Here is a 14183-nt window from a genome sequence, read left to right as displayed (position 1 = left end):
TGTGCACGCGGCGTCGCCGCCGTTCCCCGCCCGGCCGCCGCCGTTCGCCGCCCGGCTGCCGCCGTTCACAACTCCGGAGATTCGGTGCCCACGGGCCCATCCCGGGCTGTTTTCGGCCGTCTGGGACCACAACTCCGGAGTTGTGCACGCGGGGCCATGGTCCGGGGCGGGCGCCCGTGACGGCGGCTCAGACCATGCCCGACGAGCTGCGCGCGGCGTTCGAGGGGTACGAGCGGGCGATCCTGACGAATGACCTCGACGCCCTGGATGCCGCGTTCGCTCCCGGTGACCGCACGCTCCGCGGCGATGGCGCGGGGCTGCTGGTCGGACACGACGCGATCAGCGCGTTCCGCGGCGCTCGCGGCGGGGTGTCGGCTCGCACCATCGAGCGCGTCGAGTACCGGCCGCTCGCCGAGGGGGTGGCGCTCATCGTCGCCGTCTCCCGGTTCGCTGCCGGCGGCACCGGTCTGCAGACCCAGGTGTGGCAGCTGATCGACGGGCGGTGGCTCATCACGGCCGCGCACGTCACCCCCCGCTCGGTGGCCTTCGACCGTTCGATTTGGCGGACTGTCGGCGACCCGCTCTACCAGGGCGCATGGGAGGGGCCGCTGTCCGGCCTCACGGTCGCCGTGAAGGATCTCTTCGCGATCAAGGGCTATCGCATCGGTGCGGGAAACCCGACCTACCTCGACTCCGCCCGCGCCGAGACCACCAGCGCCCCCGCGGTGGGCGACCTGCTGTGCGGCGGAGCGTCGCTGCGGGGCATCGCCCGCACCGACGAATTCGCGTACTCGATCGCGGGTGACAACGCGCACTACGGCACCCCGCCGAACGCCGCGGTGCCGGGCGCCCTGCCGGGCGGCTCGTCGAGCGGACCGGCATCCGCCGTCGCGCTCGGCCACGCCGACATCGCCCTCGCGACCGACACCGCCGGCTCCGTGCGCGTGCCGGCGTCGTATCAGGGCCTGTGGGGCCTGCGGACGACGCACGATCTCGTGCCGCGGCAGGGGCTGCTGCCTCTCGCGCAGAGCTTCGACACGGTCGGCTGGCTCGCCCGCGACGGCGCGACGCTGCAGGCGGTCGCCGACTGGTGTCTGAGCTACGACGGCTCCGACTCGACCGACTCCGTCTTCGGGGCCTCCGCCGCCGACCTCCCGTGGCGGTTCCGGGTGCCGACCGAGGCGCTCGCCGCCGCCGAGCCGGCCACGCGCGCGGCGTTCGAGGAGCTGATCGCGGCATCCGCTCTGCCGATCGAGCAGGTCTCGCTCGGCGACCTCGACGACTATCTCGTGCCGTTCCGGACGGTGCAGGGTGCGGAGGCCTGGCGCAACAACGGCGACTGGCTGCGCGCGCACCCCGGCTCGACCGGACCTGCCGTGGCCGCGCGCTTCCGCGCCGCTGCCGCGGTCACCGCCGCCGACGAGTCCGCCGCCCGAGCCGCCCTGGAACCCCTCCGCGACACGTTGCACGCGCTCGTCCGCGACGCCGTGCTGCTGCTGCCGACGGTGCCCGGGCCGGCGCCCTCACGCTCGGCCACGGGTGCGCAGGTGGATGCCGTGCGCACCGACACCCTCCGCCTGACGACCCCGGCCGCCGTCGGCGGCCTGCCCGCCCTGTCGGTGCCCCTGCTCACCGTCGATGCTGCGGGCGGCCCCGCACCGGTCGGCGTCTGCCTCGTCTCGCGCGCCGGCACCGACATCGCCCTCGTGCGCCTCGGCCGTGCCCTCCACGCCCGCATCACCGAAACGGAATCCGTATGAGCAGCACCTCCTCGCCCGGCCCGACGAACCTTCCCGGCCCGATCGCCCCGCCCGCGCGGCTGCTGATGGGCCCCGGCCCCATCTCGGCCTATCCGAGCGTCCTGACCGCCATGTCGGCGCCGCTCGTCGGCCAGTACGACCCGTTCATGACGGCGACGATGACCGAGACGCAGGAGCTGTATCGCGGAGTGTGGAGCACCCGCAACGAGGCGACCCTGCTGGTCGACGGCACGAGCCGTGCCGGCATCGAGGCGGCGATCGTCTCGCTCGTGAAGCCGGGCGACCGGGTGCTGGTCCCCGTGTTCGGCCGGTTCGGACACCTGCTGGCCGAGATCGCCGAGCGGGCGCTCGCCGAGGTGCACACGATCGAGACCGACTGGGGTCAGGTGTTCCCGGCATCCGTCATCGAGGAGGCGATCGTGCGGGTGAAGCCGACGCTGCTCGCCCTCGTGCAGGGCGATACATCCACCACCATGCTGCAGCCGTTGGAGGACATCGGCGAGATCTGCCGCCGCAACGGCGTGCTGTTCTACACCGACGCCACCGCATCGCTCGGCGGCAACGCCTTCGAGGCCGACGCGTGGGGGCTGGATGCCGCGACCGCCGGACTGCAGAAGTGCTTGGGCGGTCCGAGCGGATCGTCGCCGATCACGCTCAGCGCACGCGCCGTGGAGGTGATCCGCTCGCGGAAGAAGGTCGAGGCGGGCATCCGCGAGCCCGGCGACGAGTCGTCGGCCGATTTCGTGCGCTCGAACTACTTCGACCTGGGGCAGATCCTCGACTACTGGGGTCCGCGCCGACTCAACCACCACACCGAGGCGACGAGCATGCTCTACGGCGCCCGGGAGTGCGCGCGCCTGCTGCTGATCGAAGGCCGGGACGCCGTCATCGCCCGCCATGAGCTGGCGGGACGAGCGATGCTCGCCGGCGTCGAGGCGCTGGGCTCGGTGGTCTTCGGCGACGTCGCCCACAAGATGAGCAACGTCGTCGCCGTCGAGATCCCCGAGGGTGTGCCCGGCGATGCCGCGCGGTCGGCCCTGCTGGAGGACTTCGGCATCGAGATCGGCACCTCGTTCGGCCCGCTGCACGGCAAGGTGTGGCGCATCGGCACCATGGGTTACAACGCCCGGAAGGATGCCGTGCTCACCACCCTCGCCGCCCTCGAGAGCGTGCTGCGCCGGTTCGGGGCCGCGGTTCCGGCCGGTGGGGGCGTCGAGGCCGCCGCGGACGTGTTCGCCGCCGCGCCCGTGGCGCTGCACGCGCCGCGCACCGGTGCGGCCGTCGCCGTGTCCGCGGAGACGCCGTGACCTCGGCATCCCTCCTGCGCGCCGCGCCCGACGTCATCGCCGCCGCCGCGCGCCGCGTCATGGCGCGGTGCGAGGAGCTCGCGCGGGTGAGCGCGGCTGCGGCATCCATCGAGCGCGTCTACCTCTCGCCCGAGCACGCCCGTGTCAACCGGCTGGCGGCGGAATGGATGCGCGAGCTGGGCATGCGTACGTGGCAGGATGCCGCGGGCAACCAGGTCGGCCGCATCGGCGATCCGGCGGCTCCCGCTCTGATGCTCGGCTCGCACCTGGACACGGTGCTCGACGCCGGGCGTTACGACGGCATCGCCGGGGTGCTGATGGCGCTGGAGGTGGTGCGTCTGCTGCGCGTGCCGGTGGGTGGTGACGGCGACGCGGCCGGTGACGGCTGGACCGTGCCGCTGCCCTTCGCGATCGAGGTCGTCGCGTTCTCGGATGAGGAGGGCACCCGCTTCGGCAAGGCGCTGCTCGGATCGTCCGCGGTCGCCGGCACGTGGAGCGATGCGTGGTGGGAGCTGACGGATGCCGATGGCGTGAGCCTGCGCCGCGCATTCCTCGAGTTCGGGCTCGACCCGGCGCGCGTCGGCGAGGCCGCCCGTCGGCCCGATGAGCTCGTGGGCTATCTGGAGGCGCACATCGAGCAGGGGCCCGAGCTGGACCGCGCGGGCGAGCCGCTCGCGGTGGTCTCCTCGATCGCGTCGGCGCGGCGGTTCCAGCTGGTGGTGGAGGGTGAGGCCCGCCACGCCGGCGGCACGCCGTACGACATGCGTCGCGACGCGCTGCTGGGCGCGAGCGAGGCGGCGCTGGCGGTCGAGCGCATCTGCTCCGCCGAGCACCACATCGTCGGCACCGTCGGACGTTTCGAAGCGTTCCCCGGCGCGGTCAACGTGATCCCGGGTGAGGTGCAGTTCTCCCTCGATCTGCGCGGCGAGTTCGACGGCGAGCGCGACCGCGTGTGGGATGCGCTCGCACGCGAGCTCGACGAGATCATGGGCCGGCGGGCTCTGCGTTGGCGTTCGCGCGAGGTGCACAGCGCCCCGGCGGTGTTCTGCGCACCGCTCCTGCAGGACGTGGTGGCCGGCGGCATCCGCGCGGCCCTTCCGCCGCGCTCCGATGCACCGCCCGTGATCTTCAGCCGCGCCGGGCACGACGGCATGTCGCTGGGGGCCGTGACCGACGTCGGCATGCTGTTCCTGCGCAATCCCGACGGCGTCAGCCACCACCCCGACGAGTCCGTCTCCGCGGGAGACGTCGCCCACGGCATCCGCGCCCTCGCCGAAGCCGTGCTGCTGCGCGGCACCGAGCGCGTCTGACCCGACGCCGCGTCCTCCGACCGCGAAACACCGCCTGTGCACCGAGACGCGGTCTGTGTACCGGTGTGTCGGTGCGCATCCGGTGTCTCGCGGACGCGGACGCGGACGAGGCCGGCAGCCGCCCTCAGGGGCGCACGGGCAACGCCATTGCGCCGGTCATCTCGGCGCCCGGCGAGGCCTCGGTGCGTGCCGGGGGTACGTAGTCGCGCAGTCGTGCCAGCGCCTCAGTGGCCTCGGTCGCGACGACCAGCATGTCGGTGTAACGGGGGTGTGTGAAGCCGCGGTCGCGCATGTTCGCGACGAAGGCGAGCAGCGGATCGAAGTAGCCCGCGACGTTGAGCAGCCCCACCGGCTTGTCGTGGATGCCGAGCTGCGCCCACGTCCACTGCTCCGTGAGCTCTTCGAGCGTTCCCGGTCCGCCGGGAAGCGCCAGGAAGGCATCGGCGCGGTCGGCCATGAGCATCTTCCGCTCGTGCATCGTGTCGACGAGGATCAGCTCGGTCAGGTCCTCGTTGACGGCTTCGCGGGCCTGGAGCGCCCGCGGGATGATGCCCGTGACCTCCGCCCCGGCGGCGAGGGCGGCATCCGCCACCGTGCCCATCAGACCGACGTGGCCGCCGCCGTAGACCAGCGCCATGCCGGAGCGGCCGATCGCCGTGCCGACGGCGCGCGCCGCCTCGACGTAGACCGGGTCGAAGCCCGGGGAGGATCCGCAGAAGACCGTGACCGTGAATAGCGACATGACCAGACGCTAATCCGCCCGTGTTTCCGCTTCGTGCACGGGTGTTTCCGCGCCGTGACAGGTCGGAAACATGGCCTGATTAGCGTGCACAGCATGTCGCTGCTCGTCACACACGCCCGTCTGATCACCGTCCCCACCGGCACGGACGACCCGGGCTACGTCGAGGACGGCTGGATGCTGGTCGGGGACGATGGCCGCATCGCGGCCCTCGGCGCGGGCACCCCGCCGGTCGGCACGACCGCGGACGAGACCCTCGACGTCGCGGGCGCCTTCGTCGCCCCCGGGTTCGTGTCGAGCCACTCGCACCTGTTCACGAGCGGTCTGCGCGGCCTCGGCGTCGCCGACACCCTCTACGGGTGGTGCGACGCGATGCTCGGCACCACCGCGCACATGAGCGCCGATCAGCTCTACTGGGCGACGCTGCACGGCTCCCTCGACTTCCTCTCGAACGGAGTCACCACGGCGTACAACTTCACCGACCCGCTGCAGGCGTGGGAGCCGATGGTCGACGGCAAGCGCACCGGCACCGCGGGCCTGCGGGGCCTCGAGTACCACTGGCGTCAGGCCGAGGGCACGCGGGATTCCGGCATCCGCTTCGTCGACGCCGCCGGCATGGACGTCACCGCCGGAACTCCCGACGAGGTGTTCGACCGCTTCGCCGCCGAGGTCGCCCACACCCGCACGTTCGATGCGGACTACGCGCTCGGCTCGTCGATCATGGGCCAGGTGCAGTGGTCTCCCCACCCGGATGCCGCGGCGTTCGAGGTCGAGGCGATGCGCCGCTTCGGCGTCACGAACCAGGCGCACTTCCTGGAGTCGCCCGAGGCCGTCGAGCACCAGCAGTCGAAGTTCGCGCTGTACCGGGATGCCGGGGCTCTCGAGCTCGGGCTCGTGTTCGGCCACTTCATCCAGACCACGCCCGAGATCATCGCGCAGTCGGTCGCCGGCGGCGCGGCGATGTCGTGGCAGCCGGCATCCAACGGCCGTCTCGCCTCGGGCATCGCGCTCGTGCCCGAGATGCTCGCGATGGGGATGAAGGTCGGCGTCGGCCTCGACGACCAGGCCTGCACCGACGTCAGCGATCCGTGGCAGAACATGCGCATCGGCATCTACGCACAGCGGGCGCGCACGAAGGATCCGCTGTCGATGATGCCCGAGCAGATGCTCCGCCTGCACACCCTCGGATCGGCCGAGATCATGGGCGTCGCCGACCGCGTCGGTTCGCTCGAGGTCGGCAAGTTCGCCGACTTCGTCGTGGTCGATCCGCGCCGCCCCGACGTCGGGCCGCTCTGGCACCCGGTGCGCTCGTACGTGCTGGCGATGAGCCCGCGCAATCTGAAGGCCGTCTACGTCGGCGGTCGTCTCGTGAACGCTGACGGAGTCTCGACCAACCCGCTCGCTGAGGAGGCCTCCGCGAAGGTGCACGAGCTGCCCGCCGCCGTCATTCCCCTCCGCGGCCACCCGCACTGACCCCCCACCCGCACTGCCCCCCGCCCGGCCGAAGTGCAAGGGATGCCGTGCGACACGCGGCATCCGCGCCGTCGCCGACGGCGTGTCGGCCCGCCGACCTTGCAGTTCGGTTCGGCGGGAGGTGGGAGGTGGGAGGTGGGAGGCGGGGCGTGGGGGTGGGGGTGGGGGTGGAGGTGAGCCGGGTGCGCGGAGCGGCCTCAGCGCCCGGCAGCCATGCCCATGCGGGCCAGCACGATGTTCTCCACGATCTGCACGAGGTTGTAGAGCACGAGCGTGATCAGCGTGATGAGCGCGATCGAGGTCCACAGCTGGGCGAACTGCGCCTGCGCGTTGAACTTCAGGATCGACCCGCCGACGCCCGTGCCGGTCGAGAGCCACTCCGCCAGCAGCGCACCGGTCACGGCTCCCGGCACCGACACGCGCGCCGCGGCGAACACCGACGGCAGCGCTCCGGGCAGGTTGACCTTGCGCAGCGCCGTGAACCGGCCGCCGCCGAAGACGTGCACGACATCCAGGCTCTGCTGGCTGGCGCGGCTCAACCCGAACAGCACGTTGGCCAGGGCCGGAAAGAGAACCACGACGGTGCCGATGACGGCGACGGATGCCGGGGTCCCGCGTCCCGTGACGAGGATGATGACCGGAGCGATCGACACCAGGGGAATGGTGCGCAGCAGCAGCACGAGCGGCATGACGCCCGCCTCGATCGCCTTGGACAGGCTGAACGCGATGGACAGGATGATCGCGACGAGCATGCCGACGACGAATCCGATCCACGCGTCGAGCAGCGTCTGGCCGACCAGCGGGAACATCTGTGCCCGGTTGGCCTCCGCCTTCGGCGCCGTGACGAGGAATGTCCACACATCCAGCGGGCCCTTGGCGATGTAGGGGGAGATGCCGGTGAGGCTTACGATCGCCTGCCAGAGCAGCAGCAGCACGAGAAGGGTGATGCCGGCGTTGCCGAGCGAGCGCAGCAGGGTGCGGCGCAGCCCGCGGCGCCGCTCGGCGCGAAGACGCGCGACGGCGATGGGGTCGGCGGTGCCCACGTGGGATGCCGCGGGTGTTGCCGGGGTCGTGTCGATGACGTCCACGCTCACACCGCCTTTCCGGCCACCCACGGGGTGACGAGTCTGATGAGCAGGCCGAACAGTCCGTAGGCGACGAGGGCGAACACGGCGCACAGCAGGAACACCGACCAGACGCCGGCCGAGTCCAGCTGGCCCTGCAGGCGGATGAGCGTCGGCCCGACGCCCGCCGTGATCGCGCCGAGGTACTCGCCGAGCACCGCGCCGAGGAAGGCGGTCGGCACGGCGATCTGCAGCGCCGTGAGGATCGCCGGAAGGGCGGCGACGAGGCGCACCTTGCGCAGCTGGGTCCACCGGCCGCCGCCGTAGACGCGCACGACGTCCAGCGCCGCCTTGTCGGCGGAGGTGAACCCGAGGATCGCGCCGACCACCGTCGTGAACACGCAGACGAGAGCGGCGAGGAAGATCGCGGTCGCCGACGGGTCGCCGGGGTTCTTCGCGCCACCGAGGACGACGATCGAGATGCCCCCGACCGCGACGATCGGAAGGCAATAGGTGACGACGGCGATCTGGGTGATCACCGTCTCGGTGCGCGGGAAGACGAGCACGACCGTCGCCAGCAGCAGGGCGATGCCGTTGCCCCAGAGGTAGCCGATCGCCGCCGCGGTGATGGTCGGCTGGAACACGCCCCAGGCGCCCGCGATGTTGCCCTGCACGAACAGCCAGTCCACGACCGCCCACGGTGAGGGGACCGGAGTGTAGCTCGTCCCGTCTTGCGGACGGAAGGCAGTCAGCGAGAACAGCCACCACACGCCCACCAGCACGACGGCGCCGACGAGTCCCGCGACCCAGCCGGGCACGCGCACGCGAGCCACGGCTACGCCTCGGCCTCGGCGCGGCCGTCGTGTCCGAACAGCAGTTCGGAGGCGCGGTCCACGAGCGCGTGGAACTCGGGCGTGCGCATCATCTCGGGCGTCCGCGGACGCGGCAGGTCGACCTCGATGATCTCTTTGACCCGTCCGGGCCGTGGCGACATCACCGCGACGCGGTCGGCGAGGAAGATCGCCTCACTGATGCCGTGGGTCACCAGCAGCGTCGTCGCCGGCTTCTCGGTCCAGATGCGCAGCAGCTCGAGGTTGAGGTTCTGCCGGGTCATGTCGTCGAGGGCGCCGAACGGTTCGTCCAGCAGCAGCACCGACGGCTTCAGGACGAGAGCGCGTGCGATCGACGCGCGCTGGCGCATGCCGCCCGACAGCTGGGCGGGCTTCGCGTCGGCGAAGTCGCGCAGACCGATGAGGTCGATCAGCTCGTCGACGTAGCCGCGATCGACTTTGCGACCGGCGACTTCGAAGGGCAGCTCGATGTTCTTCCGGATGCTCCGCCACGGCAGCAGCGCGTGGTCCTGGAAGGCGATGCCCAGCTCGCTCTTAGCGCGCAGCTGGTCGGGGGTCTCGCCGTCGACGAGCGCGACGCCGTCGGTCGGTTGATCGAGGGCGGCGAGGATGCGCAGGATCGTCGACTTGCCGCAGCCCGAGGGGCCGAGCAGAGCGAGGAACGAGCCCTTGTCGGTGTGCAGGTCGGTGCCCTGCAGCGCCTGCAGCGAACGCCCGCCGCGCAGCGTGAACGACTTGGAGACTCCGGAGATCTGGATGCCGGTGCCGGCGGCAGTCGCGCCGGCACCGGCATCCATCGTGGATGACACGGACATCTCGTTAGGGCAGGTACTTCTTGAGCTCGGGGTGCTCGGCGTAGATCTCGTCGATGATCGACGTGTCGAACAGCTGGTCGGCCGTCAGCTCCCAGCCCGAGGCCTTCAGCGACGCGAGGGTCTGGCTCTTCAGGTCGTCCGAGATCGTGAACAGGCCGTTGGCCTGGGTCTCATCGGTCGAGATGAGCTTCGCCTGCGCCTCGATGCCGGCCTTGACCTTGGCGGGGTTCAGCTCGCCGAAGGTGAGGTCGCCGGCCGCGGCCGAGTCGTTGTAGTGCTTCGTGACGACCGTCACGGTGTCGTCGACGGGCTTGGTGAACGTGTCGGTCCAGCCCTTGATCTCCGCGATGAGGAACGCCTTCAGAAGGTCCTTGTGCTCGGCGAGGTACTGGTCGGTGACGGCGTACGACTCGGCGACGTAGGGCAGACCGTTCTCGGCGTAGGCGAGGTTGGTGGTCGGGTATCCCGCCATCTCGACCGTGATGGCCTCGTTGGTGAGGTAGGCCATGAAGCCGTCGACGTCGCCGTTCATGAGCGGTGTCGGATCGAAGTCGACGGGCACGATCGTCAGCTGGCTCTCCGAGATGCCGTTCGCGGCGAGGAGCGCCTTGAACACCGAGGCGTTGGAGTCCTGCACGCCGATCTTCTTGCCGATGAGGTCCTTCGGCGTCGCGATGTTGCCCTTGTCCTTCAGTGACAGGATCGTGAAGGGGTTCTTCTGGAAGGTCGTCGCGATGATCTTCAGCGGGGCGCTCTGCTCCGACACGGCGGCGCCGACGGATGCGGCATCGGTCAGCGCGACCTGCACCGAGCCGGACAGGAGCTTGGCGACACCCGTGTCGGGGCCGGCGACGCCGGTCACCTTGGAGAAGCCCGCCTGGTCGTAGTAGCCGTTGTCGTAGGCGTAGAACTCGCCCGCGAACTCCTCGTTCTTGATCCACGAGTACTGCACGCTGATGTCGCCGTAGCTGGCGGCCTCACCGGATGCCGAGGGGCTCGCCGCCCCTCCGGACGAGGAACAGGCCGAGAGGGCGAGGGCTGCGGCGGCGGCGACCGCCAGAATGATTCCGCCGCGGCGGCGACGGCTGGAGGGTGAGTGCATCGGGTCTCCCGGGTGCTGTGTCTTGTGCTGTGGATGCAGAACGGGCTGCGGTGATTCTGGAGACGATAGGTGTCTCACATTTCCGGCATTTGCCCGTTCGTGTTTCGGTGGTGTGACGCGAGGCGCCAGACACGGTCGCGGCGAAACGGCTGCTCGTAGGGTCGAGCGCCGACTGCGCGGGCGATGGCGTTGCCGATCGCCGGCGCGACGGGGTTGTACGGCGACTCGCTCATCGACTTCGCGCCGAACGGGCCGAGCTCGTCGGCGGTGTCGGCGAAGTACACCTCGGTGTCGGGGATGTCACCGAACTGGGGCACCCGGTAGAGGCGGAAGACGGGGGTGGTCACCTTGCCGTCCTCGACCATCACCTCTTCGTACAGGGCGCTGCCGATGCCCTGCGCCACCCCGCCCTCGATCTGTCCGCGGCACTGCGCCGGATTCATCACGAATCCGGCATCCGCCGACTGGATCGACTGCAGGATGCGCACGACACCGGTGCGGGGGTCGACGGCGACCCGGACGGCGTGGACGTTGAACGCCAGTGAGCGGTGCTCACCGAGCTCGCTGCCGTCGGCGGTGAGCTCCCCGTCCGCCGTCAGCTCGTCCAGCGGCACGACGCGAACGGGCGTGTATACGCCGTCGGGCATGAGTCGGGCCGCCGCGGCATCCGTGCCGGTCAGCTCGGCCGCACGGGCACGCATTCGCGCGGCGAGCGCGAGGCAGGCGGCGTGCAGCGCCTTGCCCGCGACGGTGATGCCGGCCGATGCGAACGCGCCCGTGTCGTGGGCGACGGCGTCGGTGTCGGCGTGCCAGAGCTCGATGCCGTCGGGGTCGGCGCAGAGGTCGGTGACCGCGATCTGGCGGAGCACCGTCGTGGTGCCGTTGCCGAACTCGGCAGTGCCGGCTCGCAGCAGGTACGTGCCGTCGGCGCGGAGGGTCACGCTCGTGTGCGCGATGTGGCCGAAGGGCGCCATCGTGGCGATCATCGCCGCCGCGACCCCTTCGCCGACGAGCCATCCTGCAGGCGCGCGGACGCCGTTGCCGCGACGCAGCGCGGACTCGGCGAGGTCGAGGCACTGATCGAACCCGTAGCTGCCCCACACGAGGTCGTCGTGGCCCGGGTCGTCCTGCGGGGTGACGGCGTTGCGCCGGCGCAGCTCGAACGGGTCGATGCCCAGACGCTCCGACAGCTGGTCCATCGCCGACTCGACCCCGAGCACGACCTGCCCGAGCCCGTATCCGCGGAACGCGCCCGACGGCACGTTGTTCGTGTACACGACCTCCGCGTCGAGCCGTTTGAGCGGAACCCGGTAGATCGTCGTCGACTCGGCGAGGGAGTGGAACATGACGCCGCGGGAGTGGTTGCCGTAGGACCCGGTGTCGCTCAGCAGATCGATCGCCATGGCGGTGAGCCGTCCGTCGGCATCGGCCCCGAGGGTGACCGTCACGCGCATCGGATGCCGCACGGCGGCGCGCTGGAACTCGTCGGCGCGGCTGAACTCGAACGCCACCGGACGGCCCGTGCGCAGCACCGCGAGGGCGACGAGATCCTCGGTGAACATCTCCTGCTTGCCCCCGAATCCGCCGCCGAGGCGGGCCGTGTGCACGCGCACGCGGTCGCGGTCCAGGCCGAAGATGTGCGCGATCTCGTCGCGCGCCAGAAACGGCACCTGCGTCGAGGAGCGCAGCACCAGGCGGCCATCGTCGTCGAGCCAGCCGATCGAGCCGTGGGTCTCCAGCTGCGCGTGCGTGACCCGCGCGGTCTGCCACGTCCCGGTCACCGTCACGGCGCTCGCGGCCAGGGCGGCCTCGAGCTCGGCGGCGTCGGGCCCGGCGTGCACGCTCGCGATGACGTTGCGCCCGGCCTCGTCGACCCGGTCGGCGGGCGTGCGGTCGGGATGCAGCAGCGGAGCGCCGGGACGGCGCGCCTGTTCCGGATCGAAGACGGCGGGCAGCAGCTCGTAGTCCACACGGACGAGCCGGCACGCCTCATCCGCCGCCTCGGCGGTCTCGGCGACCACCGCGGCGACCCGCTGCCCGACGTGGCGGACCACGTCGTCGAGCATGCGGGTGTCGTCGGGATCGTCGGTGCGGTGCTCATGACGGCCAGTGGAGTAGCGGACGTCGGGAACGTCGGCGTGGGTGAAGATCGCGACGACGCCCGGCACCGCGCGGGCGGTCGTGGTGTCGATCGCCGTGATCCGCGCGTGTGGGTGCGGGCTCGTCACCAGCCGCAGCACGAGGGCGTCGGCCGCAGGGTGACCCGGCTCGAGGTCGAACGTGAAGCTCTCGCGCCCCTGCGTCAGCCGCGGGCCGGCGGGGGGCGCGACCGAGCGGCCGACGACGCCCGGTTCGGATGCCGCGGCATCCGCCCCGCCCCGCCGGCCCGACCGTCCCGTCTCGCGCACCGCGGTCATGATCGCCTCGCGGATCGGGCGATACCCCGTGCAGCGGCAGAGGTTGCCCTTCATGCGACGGTCGAGGTCGTCGAGGTCGCTCTCGCAGAGCGTCGACGCCGTCACGCTCATCCCCGGCGTGCAGAACCCGCACTGGAAGCCGAAGCCGCTGGCCAGCGCCTCCTGCACGGGATGCAGCTCATCGCCCGGTGCGAGTCCGGCCGCCGTGGTGACGTGTCGACCCTCGACACGACCGGCGGGAATGAGGCAGGAGTGCACGGGCTCGCCGTCCAGCAGCACGGTGCAGGCGCCGCAGTCGCCCGCGTCGCACCCCTTCTTGACCTCGGTGTGGCCTGTCTCGCGCAGGAGGGTGCGCAGGCACTGGCCCGGACGCGGCTCGGCATCCACCTCGGCGCCGTCGACGACCCACTTCATGCGAGCTCCCTCCGGATGTCCTCCGCGAGCGCGGCGGCGACACCGCGACGCCAGTCGGCCGACCCGAGCGGGTCGGTGTAGTACCCCGGGCAGTCCTCGACGGCGGCGGCGAGTGTCGCGGCATCCGGCAGGGCGGTGAAGCGCAGCACCGTGGGACGCCAGGTCGCCGCCGTCACGCCGAAGACACTGGCGCCGTCGGGGTCGACCCGGCCCGTGACGACGGCTCCCGAGCGGCCGTGCTCGGCGAGGGCGATCTTGCGCAGCGCGGCGCGCGAGCGCAGCGCGTCCGCCGGCAGGCGGATCGCGCGCAGCACCTCGCCGCGCTCAAGCGAGGTCGTGCCGTTGCCGGTGACGAGCTCGGCGACGGGAAGCTCACGGTCGCCCTCGCCGCTCCAGATCTCGGCGATCCCGTCGAGCCCGACGCAGAGCGCCACCATCGCGCCCGCCGCGAAAGCGCGGCAGACGTTGCCGCCGACGGTGGCGGTGTTCCAGATCTTGAATGAGGCGAGGAGGGCGTTCGCGGCATCGGGGATCATCGCGGCGGCGGTCCACGACGCCGGAGCCTCCCGCGAGAAGGCGACGAGCCGAGCGATGGTGCACGTCGCGGCGATGCGCAGACCCTCGGCATCGGCGTCGAGGTCGGGCCAGCCCATGCCGGTGAGGTCGACGAAACCGGTCGTTGCGGGCTGCGGCTCGCTCATCAGCCACGTGCCGCCCGCCATGATCGTCTCGCCCGGCGCGAGCCGGAGGTCGTCACGGGTGCGCGCCGTCCGGAACGAGCGCACGGTGGTGATGTCCATGTGTCGCTCCGATCTGTTTCGCGTCCCGTCCGCGGCGTCGGGTGCGCGGACCGGATCGAGTCCGAGTGAAACAGACCGCCGTTTCGCCCGTGTTTCACGCGCACGCAACAGGCTCGCAACGAGCGGCGATT

General features: G+C 71.5%; 11 protein-coding genes. 4 read left to right on the top strand and 7 right to left on the bottom strand.

All coding sequences use genetic code 11. The features are described from left to right. The first annotated feature begins 194 nt into the window (after positions 1-194). From JOE53_RS13055 to JOE53_RS13045, 3 genes are read left to right on the top strand one after another with little or no spacing between them, the layout of a single operon-like run. Positions 195-1760, top strand: coding sequence for an AtzH-like domain-containing protein (locus JOE53_RS13055; protein WP_204947968.1), 1566 nt, complete (start codon positions 195-197; stop codon positions 1758-1760). Further along, complete coding sequence (locus JOE53_RS13050) at positions 1757-3067, top strand: pyridoxal-phosphate-dependent aminotransferase family protein (RefSeq protein ID WP_204947967.1); 1311 nt, start codon at positions 1757-1759, stop codon at positions 3065-3067. Before JOE53_RS13055 ends, JOE53_RS13050 begins: the two co-directional genes overlap by 4 nt. Beyond that, positions 3064-4377 carry a Zn-dependent hydrolase gene (locus tag JOE53_RS13045; RefSeq protein ID WP_061681904.1) on the top strand — a complete coding sequence of 438 codons (1314 nt, stop codon included), beginning with the start codon at positions 3064-3066 and terminating at the stop codon, positions 4375-4377. The genes JOE53_RS13050 and JOE53_RS13045 overlap by 4 nt, the downstream gene beginning before the upstream one ends. Before the next feature lie 124 nt (positions 4378-4501). Here the strand turns inward: JOE53_RS13045 and JOE53_RS13040 are convergent, their stop codons facing one another. After that, positions 4502-5119: an LOG family protein gene (locus tag JOE53_RS13040; RefSeq protein ID WP_204947966.1), complete on the bottom strand. Its 618-nt coding sequence runs from the start codon at positions 5117-5119 to the stop codon at positions 4502-4504. 93 nt (positions 5120-5212) lie between these two features. On the opposite strand from JOE53_RS13040, the gene JOE53_RS13035 reads away from it, so the two are divergent. Continuing rightward, a complete protein-coding gene (locus JOE53_RS13035; RefSeq protein ID WP_204947965.1) occupies positions 5213-6589 on the top strand; it encodes an amidohydrolase family protein in 1377 nt (458 codons plus the stop codon). A gap of 197 nt (positions 6590-6786) precedes the next feature. On the opposite strand, the gene JOE53_RS15135 is transcribed toward JOE53_RS13035, so the two are convergent. From JOE53_RS15135 to JOE53_RS13005, 6 genes are all read right to left on the bottom strand, one after another. After that, positions 6787-7677 (bottom strand): ABC transporter permease, encoded by an 891-nt coding sequence (locus JOE53_RS15135; protein WP_204947964.1) that lies wholly within the window; start codon positions 7675-7677, stop codon positions 6787-6789. A 2-nt stretch (positions 7678-7679) separates the two neighbouring features. After that, the gene (locus tag JOE53_RS13025) at positions 7680-8486 is read right to left on the bottom strand and encodes an ABC transporter permease (protein ID WP_005051686.1); all 807 of its coding nucleotides are present in this window, start codon (positions 8484-8486) and stop codon (positions 7680-7682) included. 2 nt (positions 8487-8488) lie between these two features. After that, positions 8489-9301 carry an ABC transporter ATP-binding protein gene (locus tag JOE53_RS13020; protein ID WP_204948256.1) on the bottom strand — a complete coding sequence of 271 codons (813 nt, stop codon included), beginning with the start codon at positions 9299-9301 and terminating at the stop codon, positions 8489-8491. Positions 9302-9323: 22 nt separating this feature from the next. Further along, complete coding sequence (locus JOE53_RS13015) at positions 9324-10421, bottom strand: ABC transporter substrate-binding protein (RefSeq protein ID WP_061681896.1); 1098 nt, start codon at positions 10419-10421, stop codon at positions 9324-9326. 74 nt (positions 10422-10495) lie between these two features. Continuing rightward, positions 10496-13252: a molybdopterin-dependent oxidoreductase gene (locus JOE53_RS13010; RefSeq protein ID WP_204947963.1), complete on the bottom strand. Its 2757-nt coding sequence runs from the start codon at positions 13250-13252 to the stop codon at positions 10496-10498. After that, positions 13249-14052 (bottom strand): FAD binding domain-containing protein, encoded by an 804-nt coding sequence (locus JOE53_RS13005; RefSeq protein WP_204947962.1) that lies wholly within the window; start codon positions 14050-14052, stop codon positions 13249-13251. Before JOE53_RS13005 ends, JOE53_RS13010 begins: the two co-directional genes overlap by 4 nt. Positions 14053-14183: the final 131 nt, after the last annotated feature.

Origin of the sequence: Microbacterium laevaniformans (genome assembly GCF_016907555.1) — a bacterium.
In the GTDB taxonomy this organism is placed as follows: domain Bacteria; phylum Actinomycetota; class Actinomycetes; order Actinomycetales; family Microbacteriaceae; genus Microbacterium; species Microbacterium laevaniformans.
Note: the sequence above shows the minus strand (reverse complement) of the source record. Positions and strands in the feature narration are given on the sequence as shown.

Coding starts and splice junctions, on each gene's coding strand:
- JOE53_RS13020 (WP_204948256.1), bottom strand. CDS start 9,301: ATGGATGCCGGTGCCGGCGCGACTGCCGCCGGCACCGGCATCCAGATC.
- JOE53_RS13050 (WP_204947967.1), top strand. CDS start 1,757: ATGAGCAGCACCTCCTCGCCCGGCCCGACGAACCTTCCCGGCCCGATC.
- JOE53_RS13010 (WP_204947963.1), bottom strand. CDS start 13,252: ATGAAGTGGGTCGTCGACGGCGCCGAGGTGGATGCCGAGCCGCGTCCG.
- JOE53_RS13005 (WP_204947962.1), bottom strand. CDS start 14,052: ATGGACATCACCACCGTGCGCTCGTTCCGGACGGCGCGCACCCGTGAC.
- JOE53_RS13040 (WP_204947966.1), bottom strand. CDS start 5,119: ATGTCGCTATTCACGGTCACGGTCTTCTGCGGATCCTCCCCGGGCTTC.
- JOE53_RS13055 (WP_204947968.1), top strand. CDS start 195: ATGCCCGACGAGCTGCGCGCGGCGTTCGAGGGGTACGAGCGGGCGATC.
- JOE53_RS13035 (WP_204947965.1), top strand. CDS start 5,213: ATGTCGCTGCTCGTCACACACGCCCGTCTGATCACCGTCCCCACCGGC.
- JOE53_RS13015 (WP_061681896.1), bottom strand. CDS start 10,421: ATGCACTCACCCTCCAGCCGTCGCCGCCGCGGCGGAATCATTCTGGCG.